Consider the following 3,948-nt stretch of genomic DNA (forward strand, 5'->3'; position numbering starts at 1 on the left):
CTCAAAGGGCATAACCTCGAAAATATGTCCTACGGTAATATCTCCTGCTTTAAGGTCATTTCGAATCCCACCCTTTGTTGCGAAAGCTAAATCCGCAGGGTTATGGGCATTATGTTCACTCATCCACAACAAGGCTTCACAAAAAAAGTTGCCCATTAATGTTTCCGCTGTTTTCTCTTTTGTCAATGCCTTGTCCGCATGTCCAATCACACGGTTCATTTCCGCTTCCATTTTGTGCTTGAAGGGCTCGTAGATTGATACGACCGCAGGATCAGCTTGCATATCGCTATTGATATGATATTGTTGGAAATCTTTCTGCGTTGGATGGAGCTGTTTTGTACAACCTGTAACCATCAAAAGCGAAGCGACACCAAGGCTACCAATAAAGGCAATTTGCTTCGATATATTCATTCTTTTTAATTTAACCAAATACTTTGCAAAGTTAGCCAATTATATATGAACAAATCTTATCCAATGTTAGCTAATTTTTAAAAACAACAAAAGCTTAACATTGTTACACATTAAGCTTTGTCCATATAATTAGAAAAATAACAACCTAGTGAACCAATTCCGTGTCAGGAATAGTATTGGCATCCATTTGGCGATCTGCTGTTTTCAAGTTCTCCAGCTTATTACCTTGTTGGATGATCTTTTTCCTTTTGCTGCGCGACGACAGTTTGGTGCGATACGCTTTCCAGTTCATTAACAAGACTGAAAATAGAATAACGGCTAAACCGACAATTTGCAAGGAGGTTACCACGTGCGAAGTGAAAAAATGACTTAAAATAAGTGCAATAATTGGGTTCACATACGCATAGGTACTTACTTCCATTGCTGGACGCACCTGCAATAACCAAATATAAGAGCTAAAAGCAAGAATTGAGCCAAATGTAATTAAATACCCCAAATTGAACCAGTCAACAGGTGCCACACTACGCAGTGTAAATGATGCATATTCGCCGGTAAAAAGCGCCGTGATATTAAAGAGTACACCTGCGGTAACCATTTGCCAAGCGGTCTTTACCATAACATGCAGATCCTCTTTTTCTTCTTTTTCAGATTTTTTAAAATACTTGGAAATCAATGAGCCTACAGTCCAGGCGATAGAACCCAATACTAAAATCGATAAGGCAATCACCTTAAGGGTACCATCTGTATTGTCATTGGTCGCCATGATCTGTTCAGCAAATAGCATCACAACACCACAGAAACCTAATGCTACACCAGCAACTGTGCTAATGCTGCTAAAGTTTTCTTTCCATTTTGGTTTGTCCAATAATATAAACCAGATTGCAGCAGCAGCTGCAATAATAGCGGCAACACCACCAGATACATATTGCTCAGCCCAGATAACCCCTGCCATATCGACAAAGAGCAATAAAAAACCTACGATTGCGGCCTCCTGAATAGAACGCTTGTTAAATAATTTATATCCTTTTATGGCGCAATATGTCATTAGGATTGCACTGGCTGCAACAAATCGAAACGAACCCAAAATAAATGGCGGGAAACTATGCAATGCTTTTTCTATAAAGAAAAAGGTAGAGCCCCATACCACATAAATAATGAAATAAGCAACAACAACCATTACTGGGCTAGCTGCCTTTTTTTGTCCTTGCAACATAATTAAACCTCCTTTCTATTATTCAGGTATCACAACCTGCTGATCTTCCTTGACTGTCTGAAGTACAATTGTTGTCCGCGTTGAAATAATACCTTCAACTTTACTTAAGGTATTTCGCATGAGATCCACTAAACCTGTAGAATCTGCAGTTCTTACTTTAATAAGGTAACCATCATCACCTGCAATGTCATGTACTTCTTGAACTTCAGGGATTTCGGCAAGTGCCAACCCTACACCCTGTTCGCCAATAATATCATTGGCTTTGATAAAAATAAACGATAAAAGTTTCTGATCGACCGAGGCAGGATTGATCTTGGCACTATATTTTAAAATCACATCTTTTTGCTCAAGCTTCTTTACGCGCTCGAGGATTGCTGATGGTGCCATGCCTAATTCTCTTGCGATATCGGCATTGTTGATCCGTCCATTATCCTGCATTAAGCGCAAGATTTTATAGTCGACTTGGTCTAAATTATATTCTACTTTTGTCATTTCGACTGCAAAGGTAGGTAAAAAAGTATAATATTCAAAATTATTTATACAATTCTGAATATTATTCTGATAAAGCGGAATGATATATGAATTTTATTCGAATTTATTGTAAAGAAATCATAACCATCTGGGTTATGGTGCTGAAAGTAAGTATATTGCTTTTTAGGTTGCCTAGCGATATAATTCAACAATTATACCTTTTTCTTAATTTCAGAATAATATTTCTTGTAGACAGGATGACCCCCAATCCAATCAGACAACCTAAACAGACACAGCCAAAGCGATCCAAGGCAGCGAAGTAGGAGCGGCTTTGCTGTTCATGAAGGTAGACGATAATTAGTGCGACCATAGATGTTCGCGCCACAGCCATGATGTTGAGTAGCTTACATGTGATCAACGACGCGACAATGCCAATAATCATGGCGTACAGTTGTGAAATAGGTACAAAATATAAACTAAGCCCGATTGCCGAACCTATAAAATTGGATTTAGCGCGATCGATAGCTATTTTTTTTGATTCATTCTCTTGCGGCGAAATGACCAGGATAATCGATATGAGTGTCCAAGAAACAGAATACTGGGGAAAGGATACAAAGAGTGGGTAGCCTATAAGGAAGCCAATCAATACCCGAATGGTGTATATAATAAAATCAGAATGAAGCGTATAGCGAAGGAATAGATTACGCATATAAGGAAGATATCAATCGTTAACTAAATGATGTAGCGCCACAAAAATACACGCATTGTTTGAAGGAACGAAATAAAATTGACTTTTGTGGTAAATTACCCTGTTTTGCGTTTTTATGCGTTTTTTGTTTTTGATTTGTGCGTTTCTTGCATTCATCTCTTTTTCCGATGCATAAATTTGACTAAATTTGTTTCATACATTAAATGCAGATTAAGTGAAAGATCAAAATCAATTAGCCTTATTAGCGTCTCAACTCAAGGGGGAGCTCTTTTATACCAATGAAACCAAGGATCAAACAATGTTGCTTGCTTATTCGACCGATGCGTCGGTTTATCAGGAAAAGCCGTTGGCTGTAGCAATACCAGCTGATATTGATGACATTAAAAAATTAATTGATTTTGCGCAGCAGCAGAGGATAACTATAATACCACGTACTGCCGGTACCTCTTTGGCGGGACAGGTTGTAGGCTATGGTATTATTATGGATATTTCTCGTCATTTTAACGGTATTATTGAACTTAATGTCGAAGAGCAGTGGGTTCGGGTGCAGCCAGGTGTGATTCGTGACGACTTAAATAGTTATCTTAAACCATTCGGACTGATGTTTGGGCCTGAAACTTCGACGGCAAGCCGTGCCATGGTTGGTGGAATGATTGGCAATAACTCTTCGGGTTTGCATTCAATTGTCTGGGGAGATACACGGCACAATTTGATTTCGGCCAACGTACTTTTGGACGACTGTTCTGAAGTGACTTTTGAGGCGATTGATGAAGCAGCATATTTTAAGAAATTATTATTAGCTGGTCGTGAGGGGGATATCTATCGTAATATGAATGAATTATTGACAGATCCACAGCATTTAAGTGCCATAGAAGCGGGCTACCCCAAACGATCCATCACAAGAAGAAATACCGGTTATGCATTGGATATTCTTGCTGATCATTCGGCCCCTTTCAATATGTGTAATTTATTAGCAGGATCCGAAGGAACTTTGGCTATCGTTACAGAAGCGAAACTCAAACTGATGTCCTTACCACCTCAGGAACTAGGTTTACTCTGTGTCCACTTTGCTGATATGGTGGAGTGCATGCATGGCAACGTGATTGCCTTGGAACATAAACCAGAAGCATCTGAATTGGTAGAC

5 protein-coding genes are annotated in these 3,948 nt (G+C 39.0%); 1 reads left to right on the plus strand and 4 read right to left on the minus strand.

Annotation, left to right across the window (positions count from 1 at the left end; all coding sequences use genetic code 11):
* The 4 genes from B2X72_RS09565 to B2X72_RS09580 all read right to left on the minus strand — a co-directional run.
* Window positions 1-411 (minus strand): 5'-nucleotidase C-terminal domain-containing protein (locus tag B2X72_RS09565; RefSeq protein ID WP_286849352.1); only part of this gene is annotated, 411 nt, incomplete at its 3' end.
* A gap of 145 nt (window positions 412-556) precedes the next feature.
* Complete coding sequence (locus B2X72_RS09570; RefSeq protein ID WP_145326756.1) at window positions 557-1,624, minus strand: EamA family transporter; 1,068 nt, start codon at window positions 1,622-1,624, stop codon at window positions 557-559.
* Window positions 1,625-1,642: 18 nt separating this feature from the next.
* Window positions 1,643-2,116, minus strand: a complete 474-nt coding sequence (locus B2X72_RS09575) for an Lrp/AsnC family transcriptional regulator (RefSeq protein WP_278805248.1) — start codon at window positions 2,114-2,116, stop codon at window positions 1,643-1,645.
* Between the two features lie 184 nt (window positions 2,117-2,300).
* Window positions 2,301-2,804: an FUSC family protein gene (locus tag B2X72_RS09580; RefSeq protein WP_075992664.1), complete on the minus strand. Its 504-nt coding sequence runs from the start codon at window positions 2,802-2,804 to the stop codon at window positions 2,301-2,303.
* A gap of 214 nt (window positions 2,805-3,018) precedes the next feature.
* On the opposite strand from B2X72_RS09580, the gene B2X72_RS09585 reads away from it, so the two are divergent.
* The coding region (locus tag B2X72_RS09585; RefSeq protein WP_286849357.1) for an FAD-binding oxidoreductase at window positions 3,019-3,948 on the plus strand (930 nt) is incomplete at its 3' end.

Source organism: Sphingobacterium sp. UBA7253, assembly GCF_002472745.1.
GTDB lineage: Bacteria > Bacteroidota > Bacteroidia > Sphingobacteriales > Sphingobacteriaceae > Sphingobacterium > Sphingobacterium siyangense.